This window comes from Citrobacter telavivensis (assembly GCF_041807075.1).
GTDB lineage: Bacteria > Pseudomonadota > Gammaproteobacteria > Enterobacterales > Enterobacteriaceae > Citrobacter_A > Citrobacter_A telavivensis.
Genome location: NZ_JBGUBF010000002.1, coordinates 423,262 through 441,099 on the forward strand (window position 1 = coordinate 423,262; position 17,838 = coordinate 441,099).

The 17,838-nt window shown below is 53.6% G+C and carries 11 protein-coding genes and 2 pseudogenes; 10 read left to right on the forward strand and 3 right to left on the reverse strand.

Translation table 11 applies throughout. From position 1 onward, the window contains the following. The first annotated feature begins 35 nt into the window (after positions 1 to 35). The 10 genes and pseudogenes from ACERJC_RS13100 to ACERJC_RS13145 all read left to right on the forward strand — a co-directional run. Positions 36 to 488, forward strand: a complete 453-nt coding sequence (locus ACERJC_RS13100; protein WP_284923919.1) for a hypothetical protein — start codon at positions 36 to 38, stop codon at positions 486 to 488. 71 nt (positions 489 to 559) lie between these two features. Next, positions 560 to 1,033, forward strand: a complete 474-nt coding sequence (locus tag ACERJC_RS13105) for a YfjT/YkfB family phage-associated protein (RefSeq protein WP_105495399.1) — start codon at positions 560 to 562, stop codon at positions 1,031 to 1,033. 119 nt (positions 1,034 to 1,152) lie between these two features. After that, a complete protein-coding gene (locus ACERJC_RS13110; protein WP_284923920.1) occupies positions 1,153 to 1,974 on the forward strand; it encodes a DUF932 domain-containing protein in 822 nt (273 codons plus the stop codon). Between the two features lie 30 nt (positions 1,975 to 2,004). After that, positions 2,005 to 2,448, forward strand: a complete 444-nt coding sequence (locus ACERJC_RS13115; protein WP_284923921.1) for an antirestriction protein — start codon at positions 2,005 to 2,007, stop codon at positions 2,446 to 2,448. 12 nt (positions 2,449 to 2,460) lie between these two features. After that, a complete protein-coding gene (radC, locus tag ACERJC_RS13120; protein ID WP_112047751.1) occupies positions 2,461 to 3,003 on the forward strand; it encodes a RadC family protein in 543 nt (180 codons plus the stop codon). Next, positions 3,000 to 3,221: a DUF987 family protein gene (locus tag ACERJC_RS13125; RefSeq protein ID WP_284923922.1), complete on the forward strand. Its 222-nt coding sequence runs from the start codon at positions 3,000 to 3,002 to the stop codon at positions 3,219 to 3,221. Before radC ends, ACERJC_RS13125 begins: the two co-directional genes overlap by 4 nt. Positions 3,222 to 3,246: 25 nt before the next feature. After that, positions 3,247 to 3,603, forward strand: a complete 357-nt coding sequence (locus ACERJC_RS13130; RefSeq protein WP_284923923.1) for a type IV toxin-antitoxin system YeeU family antitoxin — start codon at positions 3,247 to 3,249, stop codon at positions 3,601 to 3,603. Between the two features lie 20 nt (positions 3,604 to 3,623). Beyond that, the gene (locus ACERJC_RS13135) at positions 3,624 to 3,947 is read left to right on the forward strand and encodes a TA system toxin CbtA family protein (protein ID WP_284923924.1); all 324 of its coding nucleotides are present in this window, start codon (positions 3,624 to 3,626) and stop codon (positions 3,945 to 3,947) included. Positions 3,948 to 4,327: 380 nt separating this feature from the next. Beyond that, a pseudogene (locus ACERJC_RS13140) lies at positions 4,328 to 5,417 on the forward strand (IS3 family transposase). 310 nt (positions 5,418 to 5,727) lie between these two features. Further along, a pseudogene (locus ACERJC_RS13145) lies at positions 5,728 to 5,886 on the forward strand (IS1 family transposase); the annotation flags it as partial. Between the two features lie 31 nt (positions 5,887 to 5,917). On the opposite strand, the gene ACERJC_RS13150 reads toward ACERJC_RS13145, so the two are convergent. From ACERJC_RS13150 to ACERJC_RS13160, 3 genes are all read right to left on the reverse strand, one after another. Further along, entirely contained in the window at positions 5,918 to 6,331 is a 414-nt protein-coding gene (locus tag ACERJC_RS13150; protein ID WP_373671844.1) for a hypothetical protein, read from the reverse strand. A gap of 80 nt (positions 6,332 to 6,411) precedes the next feature. Beyond that, the gene (locus tag ACERJC_RS13155; RefSeq protein ID WP_373671845.1) at positions 6,412 to 6,975 is read right to left on the reverse strand and encodes a DUF6990 domain-containing protein; all 564 of its coding nucleotides are present in this window, start codon (positions 6,973 to 6,975) and stop codon (positions 6,412 to 6,414) included. Further along, entirely contained in the window at positions 6,972 to 17,828 is a 10,857-nt protein-coding gene (locus ACERJC_RS13160) for a hemagglutinin repeat-containing protein (RefSeq protein WP_373671846.1), read from the reverse strand. Before ACERJC_RS13160 ends, ACERJC_RS13155 begins: the two co-directional genes overlap by 4 nt. Positions 17,829 to 17,838: the final 10 nt, after the last annotated feature.

Sequence of the window (17,838 nt, forward strand, 5' to 3'; positions counted from 1 at the left end):
AGATGGTCTCCACAATTGAATGTAAGGTTAATCTAATGAAAAAATTGAAATTAATGTCTTTACTGCCAGTCATGTTTTTTCCCTTACTTATCGCAGGTAATGCTCACGCAGCACGTCCTTATAGCGGGTTCCTGCCTGCGGCAGTGAATAATAAAAGTGGGAATATATTCTGGTGTGATGCCCATCGACAGGTCAGAAAACTGTGTACAGCGACGGAAGTGGATTCAATGGGATGGTTTATTGTTGTTCGCTCGAAACCTTCCAGAGATTGTCCGGGGGGAATATGGGGGTGGATCACTCCCAGTAAAGACGATGTGGCAACAGGGTATACCATTACGCCAGGTAAAGAATTCAATCTCACCATGAAGGATATGTGCAGTCCCGATATGAAAGTAACGTTCCGCCCGAATAAAAAGGACCCTCGTTATGACGATCTTGTCGGGATTTATGCCGGAAAAGAAGCGTTTCGCTACAAACAAATAAAATAATCCAACTGTTTTTTCATTACTTTATTGTTTTAAACAACAAAAGCTTTATTACATGATTTGAGGACAACATTATGCGACTGCCTTACGTAATAGTTACATTAGCTATGCTGGCTTCTGTATCAACAGCACAGGCTATTCCCAATATGTGGACGAGTGGTTTTGGGATGGGCGTGACCGAATATATCATTACCAGCCCGGATAAGGTGGTGTTTAATCTGAACTGCACTGGCAATCCGGATGCGCAGAATATTCTGCAACACGGTGTTGATCTCACCCTGCCTGATGGAACATCAGTAAGCTCTCATGACGACGGGACGGAAATAACGGTCGTCATGGATAACAGTCAGTATCCGTTACCGTCATTCCTCGGCTGGCGAAACGGTGACAATGCCTGGGTGTCATTTATTGACGCCCTGAGCCAGGCTGCGAATTTTGATGTTTACGTCAACGATAAAAAAGTCGGCACCTTCAGTCCGGGGCTGAAGAATACGCAAAAAGAGCTGTCTGACCTCAGTGAGTGCCGGACCACACACTACAGCGATTAGTTACTTACATTTCAGACCTCTCCACCTCACAACATACCAACACCAGATAGCAACAGGCCATGCTCCTTCGGGAACATGGCCTTTTTGTTTTTATTTCATTATCAGATAAGGAGTTAGCCATGCGATTAGCCAGCCGCTTTGGCCGTATAAACCAGATACGCCGTGACCGGCCTCTGACCCACGAAGAGCTGATGAGCCATGTCCCCAGCGTGTTCGGGAGTGACAAACATGAATCTCGTTCAGACAGGTACACCTACATCCCGACTATCACCATCCTTGAAAGCCTGCAGCGTGAAGGCTTTGAGCCGTTCTTTGCCTGCCAGACGAAGGTTCGGGACCAGAGCAAGCGGGAGCACACTAAGCACATGCTTCGCCTGCGTCGTGCCAGTCAACTGACCGGGCATCAGGTGCCGGAAATCATTCTGCTTAACAGCCATGACGGCTCATCAAGCTACCAGATGTTGCCGGGGCTGTTTCGAGGCGTCTGTACCAACGGCCTGGTCTGCGGCCAGTCATTTGGCGAAGTGCGGGTGCCGCATAAGGGTAATGTTGTCGAAAAGGTGATTGAGGGGGCTTACGCAGTACTCGGGGTGTTTGACCGGGTAGAGGAGAGGCGCGATGCAATGCAGTCACTGGCGTTGCCAGCTCCGGCTCGTCACGCGCTGGCGAATGCCGCACTGAAGTATCGCTTTGGTGAGGACTACCAGCCGATCACGGTATCGCAGTTGCTGACCCCACGTCGTCGGGAGGACTACAGCGATGACCTGTGGACCGTATACCAGCGCGTGCAGGAGAACCTGATGAAAGGAGGTCTGTCAGGGCGAACCGCACAGGGGAAAAGCAGCCGCACCCGTGCTGTTACCGGTATTGATGGTGATGTGAAGCTCAATCGCGCTCTGTGGGTTATGGCAGAAAACATGCTCGAGTTTTTCGGGCGTTAAACAACCGCTCCGGCATAAGGAAATAGTTTAATGAATACACAAAACTTTGAGTTCGCTGAGCAGGCAGCAATTACTGCCTTGGTGGTCCCTGACGAGTTACGCATCGGTTTCTGGCCGCAGCACTTTGGCTCCATCTCACAATGGAAAACCCTTGAACCTAGCATTTTCGCCTGGATGGATCGGCTGTGTGCCGATTACCACGGTGGTATCTGGCGCTTTTCGACGCTCAGCAACGGCGGCGCTTTTATGGCTCCCGAGTCAGAGCACGATGAGAAGTGGACATTGTTCAACAGCATGAACGGCAATGGCGCAGAGCTTACCAGTGAAGCTGCAGGGATGGTCGCCTGTCTGATGACTTACAGTCACCACGCCTGTCGCACCGAGTGTGATGCGATGACTGAGCACTATTATCGCTTACGCGATTTCGCGCTGAACCATCCAGAGTGCAACTCCATTATGCATCTCATCGACTGAGGAGAGCCAAGCATGAGTACCGCGTTATCCCCATTGCCATCACAGCCTGAACTCTTTCCGCTGGCGGTTATGGCTCAACATGGTTGCCTGCTTCCCGCGACTTCCGGATTGACACCCTATGCCCAACGGACCATTCGCCGGGCTATCAATCTGCTGGATAAATATCTGCGCCAGCCCGGCATATATTTTACCTCAAGTGCTGCTGCCCGTGACTGGCTTCGGTTACAGCTGGCGGGACAAGAACGAGAAGTGTTTATGGTGCTCTATCTTGATAATCAGCATCGTTTACTGGAGAGCGAAACGCTGTTTGCCGGTTCAGTTAACCATGTCCAGGTCCATCCCCGCGAAGTAGTGAAGTCAGCGCTTCGCTTCAATGCTGCCGCTGTCGTGCTGGCGCATAACCATCCATCCGGCGACCCGGAGCCCAGCCAATGCGACCGCAACATTACGGGCAGGCTTAAAGAAGCGTTAGCACTGGTCGATGTGAAAACGCTCGATCATCTTGTTGTCGGTCGGGATGGCATTGTGTCGTTTGCTGAGCGAGGCTGGATATGAAAATCATCAGTAAACGCCGGGCCATGGCTCTGTACCGGCAGCATCCTGGCTCCCGACTGTTTCGCTTCAGTACGGGCAAATATAAATGGTCAGGCAGTATCTGCCATTATGCTGGCCGCGAGGTGGAGGACATACGCGGCGTTCTGGCCGTGTTTGCTGAACGTCGTCAGGACCGCAATGGTCCCTATGTCATTCTTCGAAGCGTCACTCTCAATTAATCCTTCACTTTAATCAGGAACAATAATGAACTATCACTCAGAATCTGGTGCCATACCGGAGAATCCCCCCTGCCAGCATTGGGGGCTAAAGAGTAAGATCACACCCTGTTTTGGAGCTCGGCTGGTGCAAGAAGGCGACCGCCTGCATTTTCTTGCTGATCGGGCCGGATTTAACGGTGTTTTCTGCGACGATGACGCGCTATACCTGGATCAGGCCTTTCCGTTGATTCTCAAACAACTGGAGCTGATACTCACCAGCGGAGAACTCTCCCCCCGCCATCAGCACTGTGTCACCCTCTATCACAACGGACTCACCTGCGAAGCCGATACGCTTGGTAGTTGTGGCTACGTATACATCGCCATTTATCCCACTCAACGCTAATTAAATACACGAGAGCAAAAATGAAATTTCTACCTGCAAGAAACATGCGGGCGGCGGAGCCATGTCTGTCGCCCGTTGCAGTCTGGCAAATGCTACTTAGTCGTCTGCTGGAACAGCATTATGGCCTGACACTAAACGATACACCTTTCTGTGATGAAACCGTCATACAGGAACATATCGATGCCGGTATCACTCTCGCTAATGCCATTAACTTTCTAGTGGAAAAGTACGAACTGGTTCGTATCGATCGCAGAGGGTTTAGCTGGCAAGAACAAACGCCATATCTCACGATTATTGATATCATGAGGGCCCGTCGCGATCTGGGTTTAATGAATCGTAATTAGTCTGATGCTAACGGTATCGCTGCTTTCGAGTATGCCTGCCATTTGCTATCATCTCGCTTCCTGCTGATTTATCGACAAAGGTAATTACTTGAATTCAAAGCCTCTGTGCTTTGGGGGTATCTTTGGGGGTATAAGTTAAGATATAACTTGAAAATTCTATATTTTTCAAGTTATTGAGCAGCTTGTTCTAATCCCTTCGCCCGCTCCAAACTCAACTCCCCTGAAGTCTACCCAACTCAGTTTTCCCTTGATAAATCAGCAGTTATAGCATTCTATTAGTCTATTGAACTCAATAGTACTCCTGATCTCCCCCTGAAAACAGTACCAGTCTAAACTGAAGTTTCCGGTCTTTCTTCCTGCTCACAGAAAGGCTTATTACCATGAAAAAAAACCGTTATACCGAAGAACAGATTGCGTTTGCGTTGAAACAGGCCGAAACCGGCACCCGCGTCGGGGAAGTCTGCAGAAAGATGGGAATTTCTGAGGCCACCTTTTACAACTGGAAGAAGAAATTTGCTGGTTTGGGCGTGACGGAACTGCGGCGTCTGCGGCAACTGGAGGATGAAAATCAGCGGCTGAAGAAACTGGTGGCCGTTCTGAGTCTGGATAAGGAGATGCTGCAGGAGGTACTGAAACAAAAGTTCTGAGGCCGGCTCAGAAGCGCCAGGCGGTACATTTCCTGCAGGAAGCATACCGTATCAGTGTCCGCCGGGGATGCGGGTTGCTGATGCAAAGCAGAACTGTCTACCACTGGCAGAGTCGGCGTGACGATCGGGCGATAACCCTGCGTATCCGGGAGATCGCGGAAACCCGGATACGGTATGGTTGTCCGCGTATTGATATCCAGCTGCGGCGGGAGGGCTGGCTTGTTAACCATAAGAAAACACACCGGATTTACTGTCTGGAAGGCCTCAACCTGCGCAGAAAGCGCCCCCGCAGACATGTCAGTGCAGCACATCGCCAGCAACGTCCGGTCCTGACCCATATCGATCAGTGCTGGAGTATGGATTTCGTGTCGGATAATCTGTTTAACGGACGGCGTTTCCGGGCGCTGACTGTAGTCGATAATTTTAGTCGGGAGTGTCTGGCGATCCATGCAGGAAAGGCGAGGATGTGGTCGGTGTGATGGAAGGGTTGCGGGTGCTGGGTAAGCGCCTGCCGGTACGTATTCAGACAGATAACGGCAGCGAGTTTATCTCAAAAAATCTGGATAAATGGGCGTATGAACACGGCGTGACCATGGACTTCTCGCGCCCCGGGAAGCCGACAGATAACCCGTTTATTGAGTCATTTAACGGCAGTCTGCGGGATGAGTGCCTGAATATTCACTGGTTTCTGTCACTGGAAGATGCGCAGGACAAACTCGACAGCTGGCGCAGGGAATATAATCATGAAAGGACGCATTCATCATTAAATGACATGACTCCGGCTGAATTCATCCGCAGTCTCCGGAAAGACGAAGATCTCTGATTTAGCCTGGCTCTGATATTGGGAGGAGATCACGCTGATAACATTGATGATCTGGCATCAGGAAACATTATTATTAAAGGGACGTTTGGCAAAACTGCATAGTTGCAATGGTGGGCTGATTTTCTGGATGCAAACCGTGAAGGCTAAGTAACACCTTATGAGTTCGCACATCCTGATGTTGTTGGAGCGAAATAATCAGGCAGATAATCCATCCGCTAAATCAAACGTAAGCCATGCCGTAATCCCCGGATGTCCGGTCTTCATGGCCAGGCATCCTCTCTCTTTTTTTGTTGATCCGATAGTCTATATACTTTCTGGTAAAATCTTCACGCAACGTATCGAGCGTAATAACCTGACCCTCCGCACCCGCATCAAGCGGTTGATACATAAAATGATTTGCTTCTCGCGTTCCGTCGAGATCCTCGAAAAAGTCATCGGTTCCTTCATTGAAAAGTACATATTCTACTGATTGGAGGCACTACCAAATCAGGTTTATCTGCTCATATAATAATTCCATCAGGAAATACGATATCACCCTTAGAAGAACTGACATCAAAAAAACCTACGCTATTTTTTATTGCAAGCATTTTTACAGTTTCATAAGCTTCTTCGGCTATTGTCCAAGAAAAACTAATATAAATAATTTTTGTTCCAATTGTGTAATCCGTAAGATATGACTCATTACCGCTTTCAAATATTATATCCATTTCCTCTTGTAAAATCCCACTCCCATTCATGGGGGGGAATTTCTTTATAACCTCCATAAACCAATTGTTTAAATTATGAGAAGTTACAAAGGGATCATCATACCCGTGTTTTTCTGACCATTTAATCTGGGCAGAATACCACTCCATGAATTCTTTTCTGTTTTTTGGAGCAACTGATTCTTCAAACACCATTAAGTCGTAACTCATTATAACCACCAGAAACTGTTCAATATGGTTTCATATTATACATAATAGGTCTACTGAACAGACCTATTTGTATGAGTTTATTAATCTTGGCTATTTTCTTTTGCTATCTGTATTGCTCTTTCCAACATATCTTCTTTAATATAAGGTACAAATCCTAGACGATTGCCATTATGGAAACTTGCAAGATAATACTCAAGCTTTTCAATGTTTCCAAGTAAAGCTAATGCAGCCAAATGGTAAACAGGCATAGTGCCCTTTGAGTCCGTTGAAAGCGAACTAAGAAATTCGATTTGCTTAACTGTATCCTGCTCGTTTGCCCATTCAATTAGTTGTTGTGTAACCGTTTCGGTATTGACTTCAGCAAGATCATTAACTATATGTACCTGTTCTTTTTTTCTGATCAAAGGTACATGCCCTTTGTCATCGTCGCCCTTTATAAAACCCCGAGCATTATTAAACGAAATAGTTGATACTGAGGGCATCCAGAAAACTCTGTAATGATCGGATCTTTTTTGTATAGTGGGAATGATCTGCAGCGTTCGATTCCTGAATTGCAAGATACCATACAAGTCTCCTACTTCATCTCTTTTAAGACTCCATCCCAAATGAGTTAACGAGTTGATTACGTCGCGCATCGTTGTCATTTTTGTGCTCCGGGAAAACGTATAATTTCAATAGGAATACCATTTGGATAACCCTGATCTTTCAATGGGATACCAACTTCTAGTCCGAATTCTTTAGCAACCTTGCCGCGTGGTATTGAATCTCCGTTCGAGATTTGCGGATAAATTTCACTCTGACGTATACTTAAATCAGCATCTCCAGTTTTAATCTCAATAATTCTGATTGAACCATCAGACGATTTCGCGATGATATCAGGGCGGCACCTTCCAGAGCTACAGGAACTACCAAATGAAGCTTCTCTGAGAGATACATCATAACCTTGCTGGGTGAGCTGATCTTTTACATCTGTAACCATGCTGGTGTGATGCTCATAATGATCCCGAATGGTAATTTTTGGTACTGATGGTTTGGCTATCCCCCCTACATCAGGAAGCTTCTTACCTGGCAGGAAGATACTTGCGATTATTCCTCCCATACCTTCCAGCGCAGCTTGATTCCCACCATATGCCTGTTTTACATTGTTGGCCAGTGCTGACCAAGTTTCCGTTTTCATCAATGCCTTGACTGAATCCGCGGCAGCCTGATTTTTACCCGCTAAATCACTTAGTGCTTTATCGCAATAGCTGTCGCCAGTTGCGCAACTTGCAAGTGCCATTGCTGTATCAGCAACATAATCAGCCCCACCAATAAGCGAGTCGCCTGAATCTGCCAGCGCATTTACAATTCCGTTTGCGATCGATGAAGTTGTACCGTTACCCAGCGTATCCCGGATTTTGTCTTTTACGTGTTCTGCACTTTGTTTTACCGAATCACGGGCGTTATCACCGGAAGTGGAGTTGTTAAGTACTTCCACCTTCGCTGTGCTCGACGCAATTGCTGCCATCGACAGGTCACCATCCGTGCTCGCTGCCCCTGCCAGACCGCCCGCAATCGTCACCAGGCTGCTCACCAGACGTTTTTCATCGGCGGTGAGTTCGCTGATGGCTTTATCGCCGTACAGGCCCCGTACCAGATATTCCGTCATGGCCGATGCAGTGATAGCACCAATGGCCCCGGCCTTCATGCCGTCAGAGCCACTGCCGCCACTCGCCTGCGTCAGTGCTGCTGCCACAATACCGTGCAGGGCCGCACGGGCCACATCGTTATCCACATCCTTAACCAGCGAGGCCAGAAGCGGGGCCGCACCGGCTGCCGCGCCTGCTTTCAGGTTGCCACCGAGCGCACCGGCCAGCAGTCCTGCCGCCGCGCTGCCCTTCGTCCAGAATTCACTCCCCGGACCGTAATCAGTGTTCTGATAGCCTTCCGCTTTCTCCAGTGCCGCCTGCTTTTGTGCCTCCGACATCCCCGCGAACGCGCCTTCGGCTTCCAGCTTCGCTTCCAGTGCGGCGTTGGATTCCTTCGCCTTCTGCTCTGCATACTTGCCGTACACATCCAGCACAGAGGTTGCCAGCGCCGCACCTTCGCTCTGTACTGCCAGGTTATCCTTCACCTTCTGTACATCACCGTTTACATCCACACCATGGTGGGCGTTGTCGGTGTCACGACTCAGGTCTGCAATATCCTGCTTCTGGTTATTCTTGTCGCGGATGATGATGGTGCCGTTACTAATGGCTGACGACGTGGTGCCGCTGCTGCTCTCTTCTGCATGACCGGTACCGATGGCCGGAGCCACGTTGCGGTTTTCACTGCTTCCGCTGCCGCCTGCACTGCCCGAAATCGCCACGGTGTGGCTGTCACCGGAGGTTTTGCTCTCGTTGTGAATATCGGTCCAGCCAAGCGTTCCCGTATCCAGTTTGTTTTTGTCGTCCGTTGCCGTGGACGCAATCACCGCGCCATCAAGCTGGGTGTGGTTTCCGACCGTGATATCAAAACCGCCTTTTCCGGCATAAATACCGCTCTGGTCAGTGACGCTCTTACCACTCTGGGTGATGTTTTCGCCCGAGGTGTTGACGTTACCGGAAGACGCGCCATAGCAAATGGGGGGGACGCACAGGCTCAGGCCCGCGCCGGAAGAGGACTGTTTGCTGTCGTAAGAGGCGGTATCCTGGACGCTGCTGATGGTCAGGTCGCGCCCGGTGTTCACCACCACGCGGTTGCCTGCAAGCTCTGCCCCTTTCAGGGTGGTGTCGCGTCCGCTGTTCACGGTCAGCTGCTCTTCGGCACGGATAACGCTGTTGGTGTTGCTCTGTGACTGGCTGTTTTCCTTACCTTTTTGCTGTGAGGCGCCCAGTTCAATACTGATACCGTTCTGTGAACCGATGAGGCTGACACCCACGCCGGCGCTGACCTGGTTGCCGCTGTTTTTACTCTGGCTGTTGTGCGTGTTCTGTGAGGCGGTAAGCAGAATATCCCGCCCCGCATCCAGTACCACCTGTTTCCCGCCAATCTGTACGCCCTGACCGGCGATATCGTTACGGGCGTTAATGATGACGTTCTCACCGGCGCTGACGGTAGTGCCCTGTGTGTCAGTGCTGTGATACCGGCTGTCCTGTGAGGAAGAACCTGCCGTGACGGAAACCTTGCCCTTCACAACAGCCGAGTCTGTCATCATACCCTGTGCGGCGGTGGTGCCCGCCTGACCCGCCTTAATGGCAGTGAGTCGGGCATCGTCGCCGTTTTCCGCGCTGCGGGCAGCCGTTTCAGCCGCCTTTGCCGCATCAACAGCCCAGCCACCGGCAGAGGCGGTCACCCCGTACTGTGAACTGCTGCTGTGGGCTTCCCCGTCACGGGTGTCGCGGCTCACGTCAAACAGGACATTTTCGCCGCTGAGTGAAACCGACTTACCGGCGCTGACATCCGTACCAGAAAGGGACAGATCGCCTCCGGCCTGGGCAATAATGTTGCCGTTTGTGCTCGTTAACTGACTGCGTTGTCCGCTTTCGGTGGACGCGTCATCACGGCTGCTGTGTTTCTCACGACTGTAGCCTGCCGTGGCGCTGTAACCATCGCCCCCCAGCGTACCGATGGTTTTGCTGCTGCCGCTGTTTTCATTGTGAGATGTGTCACGTCCGGCGGTCACGTTAATGTCGCCTTTTACCGCTGACAGCATCAGGTCTTCTGTGGCCGTCAGCTGGCTGCCACTGATGTTCACGCTGCCTTCCCGGCTGTTGACGTAAATATCCGAACCCTGAATGACGGATGCGTTTTCCGTCGTGCGGGTACCGCTGCTGTTGCTTTCAGACTGACTCATCCCGCCCGGCAGAAGCTGGCTGCCGTGTTTGCCGCCCCCGGTGGTGGCACGGGTGGCACTGCCTGCGGTCGGCATTTCTGAGCTGATGTTCCAGCCACTGGTTTTGCTGCTGTTGCTGTAGGTTTCGGTATCCGTGGAGGTGGTGATGTTCACATCACGCTTCGCATCCAGTATCACCGCTTCACCGGCATTCACCTGACTGCCTGCAATCAGGATATTGCCGCTGTTGCCGCCCTGTTTGCCGGTGGCGGTCATCTGAATATTGCCTGCTGCTGCAAGCTGGCTTCCGCTGTTAAATTCGCCCTGGTAGTGTGATTCAGAGGACGACTTGCTGCTGCCTGCGGAGACGGCGACCATCTGTCCCGGACCATCAAGGGCCAGGGCGGCACCTTCCGCACCCAGCGACTTCACCTTATCAACGGTGCTGTTACCGCTGCCGTCTTTCCCGCGCACGGTGTCGCGCACATTGCGTACCGTGTCCTCAAACGGCGCTTTCACGCTGACGGTGATGCCGGAGGATTTTGTCTCCTGTTTCACCGATTCGGTGACCGTATCCCGTCCGGGGATAATGGCAATGTCACTGCCGGTGATATCGATATGCCCGGTGGCACGGGACGTGTCGTCCTTTGCCCGTCCGGCAATGACGTCGGCGGCGCTTAACGTGACCTGATTTCCTGCGCTGATAATGACGTTACCGCCGGAAGTGCCCACCATGCTTCGTGCATCGCTCTGCGTGGTCTTCGCGCCCTGGCGGGTGGTTTTTGACGACTGCGAACCAATGGTCACACCGAGACCCGAACCACTGGAGAAGATGCCGGATTTCTTCGTCTTCTTCATGTCGTAATACGTGTCGGTGTTGGTGGCGGCTTCCACGGTCACGTTGTTTCCGGCCTTCAGTGCCACGTCGCGTTCAGCGGCAACGGATGAACCCTGTACCGTCAGGTTATTACCTGCGCTGAGCACCACGTTTTCCCCGGAAAGCTGTGTGCCTTTCTCACGGGTGTGGTTTTCCTCGTGGATGGTGTGGGTGGTCTTTTTACTGAACATGCCACCGGAGGTTTTCTTCTTCTCCCGGTATTCATAGTCACTTTCAGTAGCGGTGGTGAGGGTGATATCCCGTCCGGCCACCACGGCGGTGTTACCGGTCGCGTACACGTCAGCGGCCTGTGCTGTCACATCCCGTCCGGCCACGATGGTGGTGTTTCCACCGGACGTGATTTCCGTTCCCTGCTGGCGAACGGACTCGTTAATCGCTTTCTTTTTCTTCGACGTATAGCTGTCGCCGGCGCTGGCAGACTCTGCCATCAGGTTTACGTCACGCCCGGCCTGGAGGGCGACGTTGTTTTCCGCTGCAATACCGGCGGCCTGGCTGTTCATATCACGTCCGGCAGCCAGGGTCAGGTTGTTCCCGGCTGTCACCGTGGAGACGGTCGCGTGGCTTTCGTGGCTCTCTGATTTACCGTTACGACTGCTGTTGCTTTCCCGCGTCGCGTTCAGGTTCAGGTCGTTACCCGCAGAAAGCAGGGCGCTGTTACCGGCGGAGACGGACGATGCGGTGACATTCAGGTTATTGTCTGCGACCATCACCAGGTTTCCGCCAGAGCTGATATTGCTGCCCTGTGAGGTGGTGGATGATGAACTGTTGTCTTTAGTGCGCCAGAAACCGGACTGACTTTTGCTCCCGCTTATCTGGTTTGCGGCAATGTTGATATCATTACCCGCAAACATTCCAAGGGAGCCGCCAGACGAGACATTTGCCCCGGTAATGTTAATGTTTTTCCCTGCATCCAGTGAGAGTGAATCAGTGCTTTTAATGGTCGCCACCGGACCGGTGTCCGTACCGCTGACATGCACACTGCCATAACGACCATCACTGCCCGCGCTCCACTGCTGAGTCCGGGTCACATTGTTAATACTGCCGCCGATACTCTCCAGCGCTACCGTCTTACCACTGATGGCTGAGCCAATATTGTTGATATCCCCGATGGCGCTCAGGTCCAGGCTGCCGCCCGCGCTTATCAGCCCCGCATTCAGGTTGTCGATATTGCTGGCACTGTCGAGCGAGAGACCGTTCTGTGCAGTGATGCTGCCTGCGCTGTTGATGATATTACCGCCCGCAAGCTGCACGTTGTTCCCGCTGATAACGCTGCCGTTATGAAGGGTGATATCTTTCGGGGAAAGGTACAGCTTTGGCACCATCACGGTCTGACCATTGATGGTCGCGGATTCCCACCACAGAATACTGCCCGTGAGTTGTGCCACCTGGTCAGCGGTCAGCGCCACGCCGAACTGCAGTCCGAGATTCTTCTGCTGGCTGGCGGCGCTGTCCATCAGGTACTGCATCTGCTCAAGGTCTGAACCGAGGCCATTGATATACCGTGAACCTGTCAGGTTCAGCATCGCATTTGACACATACCGGGTATCAAAGGCCGCATCCCCGAGGAAACGGTAATCCTTCTCCGGTTTCAGGCCCAGGCGATCAAGAAAGTATGATGAGCCGAGGAACTGTTTTTCATCGCTCCAGCGCGTATCCGCTTGCGGTGCCTGGCCGGGTTTCATCCCGAGAAGGCCATACAGCCCGTCAAACAGGCTGTTGTCCACATTCCCGAGACCGTCCAGCTTTGGGTTCACCGTAATCAGGTACGGGCTGTCGGGGTTGGAGGAGGGCACAAAGTAGCCATTGTTGCCGGAAGGTAAAGGGTAGTTGCCGCCGTTGCCGCTCTGACCGGAAAGTGACGTGCCGCTGGTGATTTCTTTCAGTCCGTCCGCGATGCTATCCTGCCAGCCGGGGGCACTGACATTCACGTTGCCGGCATCGGTCAGTGATTCACTGTTCAGACCACCGCCGACCCTCGCCGGTGTGAGCGTGTTCAGCACAGGCGCAGTAATGGTGTTACTGACCCCCCCTGCGTTTGCGGTGGTTGTGGTGTTGCTGATGTTATTTGTGAAGTTTGCAGAGACATTACCACCTGCGCTGATGGCAGAGCGAAAAATTTCTCCGGCAGCCGTTTCGGTTTCTCTTCCCTGATAAACAAATCTGATAGTGGAAGACCGAGGGGATCGCACTGATCTCCCGACGCCATCCCATGGCCAGGGGGCGGACAATTCCAGTAGCGGATTGGCATAACCCGGACTTTTTACTGTCCAGTCAGAATACGGAACATACTGGTACAACCAGTACACGGTATCGGTCCCTGCCTGCCAGGACTGGTTATTCAGCTTATTACCGGAAAGCGTCACATTACGTCCGGCCATCAGCAGACTGGCGAGGTTATTCAGACTGGATGCGCTGACTGACAGGTCCCGTCCGGCTGTAATACGTGAAGCGCCCCCCCGACTTGTCACATCAATACGATGCTGCGTCTGAATAAAGCGTTGTTCAGCCGCCGACTCCGCCATGGTGTAATAGTACTGGTCCCATTCGGTTATCACACAATGATCATTGCCATTGGCACCTCCGATACATTGTTCATGATAATCCCGGTATTTATTCAGTCCGTAACTGCCGTCTTTAAGCTGACTGATATCGACATAAAGGAGGGCATCCCCCATACCCGGGATCAGCGAACTGTTGTCTGTACTGGTTTCCGTCACCGTCAGTCCGTCACGCTCATTCAGCAGATGCCCTGTCTTTATGGTGATATCACCGCGAGTGGTCTCTATGGTGCCCGAACGGTTGATGATTTCGGTATTCGCAGTGCCGGAGGCATTCTTCTGCATCCACAGGCTGTTTCCGGCCAGGATATCGCCATACGTGTTATGAATGCGGTCAGCAAACAGCTTCAGGTTGTTACCCGCGTAAATCAGCGCAGTATTAATCAGGGTGCCTGCGGCCGTCATCGTCAGACTGCCCGCCGTCCCGGTAAAACCGTTTACGGTGATATTGCCACGCGAAGTCAGCTGTACATCGCCGCCCGCCTGGAGCGAACCGGAGGCATTCAGCAGGAGGTTCTGCGCACTGAAGGTACTGCTGCCACTACCCGTGGTGAGCGTTTTGTTATTGGTAAATGCGCCACTGGCACTGAGCGTAATTGCATTCCCCTGCATCACACCGTTGTTGGTAACGGCGTTCTGTGAGGTGACGGAAAGCGTTCTTCCGGCCGCCAGCGTGCCGGTGTTAGTGAGCGCGGTAATCAGTTTCAGTGTGGCATCTCCCAGCGCCACTACCTGACCACGTCCGCTGAAGTCCCGCTCGTCGAGCAACAGATTACCTGCGCTGTACAGCCGACCGGCGTCGGCTTGCGTCAGCGCATCACCCTTAACGGTCAGGGCAGTTGTCCCGAGCGTGGTACCGCTGTTGCCGAACGTCCGGTAGTTCACCAGCAGGTCCGCGCCCTGAAGCGTGCCGCTGTTATTAAACGATGTGCCTTGCAGTTCAGCACTGCCGGTTGCAAGTACGCGTCCGCCATTCACGGCGTTCACCACATCCAGCAACAGCGTGACGGCCTGCACCAGTCCGCTGCTGTTGTTCGCCAGTTCTGGTGCAGTGAGCGTGAGTTTACTGCCGGAGAGGATTTTGCCGTCGTTCTGCAGGCGGGTGGTGGCCTTCACGGAAGACTCGCCACCGCCCTGTATTGTGCCCTGGTTGTTCAGTGTCGTTGAGGTGATATTCAGTGCATTCTGGCTCAGTAACACGCCACCGGAATGGTTGCTCAGTCCCCCGGAGACTGCCAGCGTCAGCGCTTCACCCTGAAGCCGCCCGCTGTTGGTCAGTTGCCCCGAGGTGACAGAGGTCGTCTGGCCCTGGAGTTGCCCGCCGTTCGTGATATCGCTCGCGTTGAGCGTCAGATGACCGGCACTCAGCAGTTTACCGCTGGCCTGGTTGTTCAGAGTCTGGTTCAGGGTGACCGCAAGCGCATCCACGCCGGTTATCTCACCGCTGTTCGTCAGCGAATCCGCATCCAGCGTCAGGTTTTGCGCAATCCATTGTCCACTGTTACTCAGCGTCAGTGCCGATAACGCCAGCTCTCCGTTTGAGGTGATTTTGCTGCCGGACAGGCCGGTGAGGCTGTTGCTGATTTGCGCATCCAGCCGCTCTGACGCCTGAATTGCACCGCTGTTTGTCAGTGTTCCGGCGTTAATCAGTATCCGCTGTCCCTGCCACTGGCCCACGTTACTGGTGGTGCCTGCGGTGATATTCAGATCACCGGTCGTGAGTAACTTTCCACCACTGCTATTTGCCAGCGTCAGCAATGGTGCCGCCATCTCCAGTCGTGAGGCCAGCGTGAGTGCGGCGACCCCGGTGAGCGTTCCGCTGTTGGTGATACTGTCCTGACGAACCGTGACATGGTTACCCTGGACAGTACCGCGGTTATCCAGAGAATGACCCGAAAGGGAAAGGTCGCCTGCCGAAAGCAGGCTGCCCCGGTTGTCTGTTGTGGCGGCATTCAGTGTGATGTCGCCCTGACTCATCAGATCGCCGGTATTGCTGAGCATCCCGGCTGCCGAAGCGGTAAGGTTACTGGTTGCAAGCCCGCTGCCACTGTTCTGCCAGTCACGGACATTAACGCTGACGTTCTGCCCCTGAGTCTGTCCTGCGGTGGTCAGCGTGGTGCCTGAAAGTGTGAGATCCCCGCCCGTGAGCGTGCGGGAGCCTGCCAGTAAATCCAGTATTCCGCCAGTCAGCGACAGGGTGGTATCACCCTGTAACAGGCCAGAACTGGTGAGACGGTCTGCAGTCAGCGTCAGCGTGTCACCCGCGATGCTGCCGGCATTCGACAGTGACTGCACCGTGATGCGGTTCGCCCCCTGTGCCAGCAGCAGACCACCCGCGCTGTTATTCAGCGTGCCGTAATCAACATCGAGTGAAGCACCGCTTACTTCTCCGCTGTTGGTCAGTTGAGCTCCTGACAGGGACAACGCGGCATCACTGGTGATAATCCCGGCGTTTTTCAGCTCAGGTATTGAAAGGGAGAGCGCGGCCGGGCTGTACACCACACCGTTCTCCCGGTTGTCCAGCAGACGGGAGACCAGTGCGAGCGTCCGTTCACCGTGGATCAGGCCGCTGTTGACAACCGTGGTGCTGTTGATCGCAAGCGTGGAGGCGGTCAGTGTACCGCTGTTGCTGAGGCTGCCGCTTTCAGTGTCCAGCACGGAGGCTGACGATTTTCCGCCGTGAGTCAGACTGTCACTGGCCTTCAGCGTGAAGCCGTCTCTGGCGGCCTGTATCCCGTCAAGCTGCGCGTTCTGTACCTCCACGCTGATGCTGTTGCCCTGGGTCAGTGCGGTGGAGGTGGTTGTCAGACCGTTGCCTTTCACGGTCACGGAGCCATCCGCAACGGTCTCGCCGGACAGCGTAATGTCCCGGGCGTTGATATTCAGCGCTGAGGCACTTTTGAGATTGCCGGTGCTGGTCAGGTCGGTGGCTGTGACCTTCAGACTGTTGCCCTGGACGGTGCCACTGTTCGTCAACGCACCGGTATTCACTGCAGCATCAGCCCCGGCGGCGAGCGTGCCGCTGTTGTTCAGGCTGCCGGTGCTGACGGTAAGCGTTTTCCCGGCAACGGTGCGGCCTTTCAGCGTGGCGTCACCCGTGGTGGTGAGGGTGACATTTCCGGCGGCATTCACTGCCCCCGAGGTCTGGTTCAGGCGCTGTGCGCTGAGCGTGGCGTTCTGTCCGGCGGTCAGTTCCCCGCCGTTCCAGGTAATCTGCCCGGACGAGGACAACGCCAGATTTTTATCCGCCACCAGGCGGGACTGATTCAGCGTCAGCGCGGTTGTCCCGGTAACGTTAAGATTGCCACCAGCTTTGTTATCCCCGGACAGTGTGACCTCCGTCCCGCTGACCGTTGTGTTGCCGCTGGCAAGGCTGTCTTTCAGGACCAGCTTACCGGCGCTGTTCAGCGTAATGTCGCCGCTGCGGGCGTTGAGGTTGCCGAGGTTCACCCCGACGCCATTTTCGGTGGAGGTCAGGCGGATACGGTTGGCGTACATCCCGCCGAGGGCACCGGTATCAATGGCGACTTTCGGCACCTCGCCTTCACCTTGTAGCGTGCTGACGCGACCGTCCGCTGTGACGCGGTTAGCTCCGCTGATGACCGTCAGGTCTTTCGCGTGCAGCGCGGCGTTCACTTCCGTTGCGCGGGCAATGATGGACACGGCATCTGACTGGCTGCCGTCCAGACCTGCGCCATTGATGGTGATGCTGCCTTTCGTGACCTCCAGCGCCTGCAGACTGCCGTCGGCGTTCATCACCGGTTTACCCGTGGTGAGTGTCGCCTGAGGAGTGTTGATAAATCCGCAGCCGTTACAGGTAATACCGTATGGGTTGGCAACCATCACGTTCGCCGCTTTGCCCGCCACTTCGGTATAACCCTGAAGCTGTGAACGGTTAGCGCCGGTGACTTCGTTGATAATACCTTTCGCTTCCTGTCCGGCTTTCAGGTTCGGGTTACTCTGAATGAGCCCACCCAGTTGCGTCTGGTTCAGCTTACCGGTGGCGTTGTTAAGGATTAAACCTTCCTTCCCGACGTTATACTCACCGTATTTGTTATGGGATATCCCCGCTCCGTTGGGCGTGGCAATATTCACCACCGGCACGCCGTTTCCGGCCTTGTCCATCGTCGTGTTACCGGTGGGGGTGACGGTCGCTGCCACCGCGGGCAGCAGCGGTTGCGTTGCCAGCAGGGTACTCAGCAGCCAGCTCAGTACACGCTGAGAAAAACGGGTCTGATTGTTATCCATCGTTTTTGTC